The sequence below is a fragment of the Nocardia sp. NPDC051929 genome (assembly GCF_044548645.1).
Classification (GTDB): domain Bacteria; phylum Actinomycetota; class Actinomycetes; order Mycobacteriales; family Mycobacteriaceae; genus Nocardia; species Nocardia sichangensis.
Window position 1 is genome coordinate 1 of sequence record NZ_JBIUCG010000069.1, and the last position, 1416, is coordinate 1416.

The window sequence follows — 1416 nt, forward strand, 5'->3', positions numbered from 1 at the left end:
CGAGGTCCGCACCTTCGGTTGCCAGATGAACGTGCACGATTCCGAACGCTTGTCGGGTTTGCTGGAGGACGCGGGCTACGTGAAGGCCGCGCCCGGCGCGACGGCCGACCTCGTCGTCTTCAACACCTGCGCGGTGCGCGAGAACGCCGACAACAAGCTCTACGGCACGCTCGGCCACCTCGCGCCGATCAAGGCGGGCCATCCGGGCATGCAGATCGCCGTGGGCGGCTGCCTGGCGCAGAAGGACCGCGACGTCGTGGTGCGCAAGGCGCCGTGGGTGGACGTGGTCTTCGGCACCCACAACATCGGTTCGCTGCCGGTGCTGCTGGAGCGGGCGCGGCACAACAGGGAAGCCCAGGTGGAGATCCTGGAGTCGCTGGAGGCGTTCCCGTCCACCCTGCCCGCCAAGCGCGAATCCGCCTACGCGGGCTGGGTTTCCATCTCGGTCGGCTGCAACAACACCTGCACCTTCTGCATCGTGCCGTCGCTGCGCGGCAAGGAGGTCGACCGCCGCCCCGGTGACGTGCTCGCCGAGGTGCGGGCGCTGGTGGATCAGGGCGTGCTCGAGGTGACGCTGCTCGGCCAGAACGTGAACTCCTACGGCGCCTCGTTCGCCGACCCGGACGAACCCCGCGACCGCGGCGCGTTCGCCAAGCTGCTGCGCGCGTGCGGACACATCGACGGCTTGGAGCGGGTCCGGTTCACCTCGCCGCACCCGGCGGAGTTCACCGACGACGTGATCGAGGCCATGGCCGAGACCCCGAACATCTGCCCGCAGCTGCACATGCCGCTGCAGTCGGGTTCGGACCGGGTGCTCAAGGCGATGCGCCGCTCCTACCGCAAGGCGCGCTACCTCGGCATCATCGACAAGGTGCGCGCCGCGATGCCGCACGCCGCGATCACCACCGACATCATCGTCGGCTTCCCCGGCGAGACCGAGGAGGATTTCCAGGAGACCCTGGACGTGGTCCGGCAGGCGCGTTTCACCAGCGCGTTCACCTTCCAGTACTCCAAGCGGCCCGGTACGCCCGCCGCCGACATGCCCGATCAGCTGCCCAAGGCCGTGGTCCAGGAGCGCTACGACCGGCTCATCGCGTTGCAGGAGGAGATCTCCTTGGCGGCCAATCGAGAGCTGGTCGGCACCGAGGTGGAATTGCTGGTAGCCGAGGGCGCGGGCAAGAAGAACGCCGCCACCGCGCGCATGAGCGGCCGCGCCCGCGACGGCAGGCTGGTGCACTTCCGCCCGGGCGGCACGGCCGAGCCGATCCGCCCCGGCGATCTGATCACGGTGGACATCACCGCCGCGGCGCCGCACCACTTGGTCGCCGATGCCGCGATCAAGACCCACCGCCGTACCCGCGCCGGTGACGCGCACGAGCGCGGCGTCACCCCGAAGACCGCGCCGATCGGCGTCGG

The 1416-nt window shown here is 70.1% G+C and carries 1 protein-coding gene; it reads left to right on the plus strand.

Going from position 1 to position 1416, the window contains the following annotated elements; genetic code table 11:
• Nucleotides 1-1416, plus strand: a 1416-nt coding sequence (gene miaB / locus ACIHAX_RS37770) for a tRNA (N6-isopentenyl adenosine(37)-C2)-methylthiotransferase MiaB (protein WP_397282460.1), incomplete at both ends; no start/stop codon positions are given.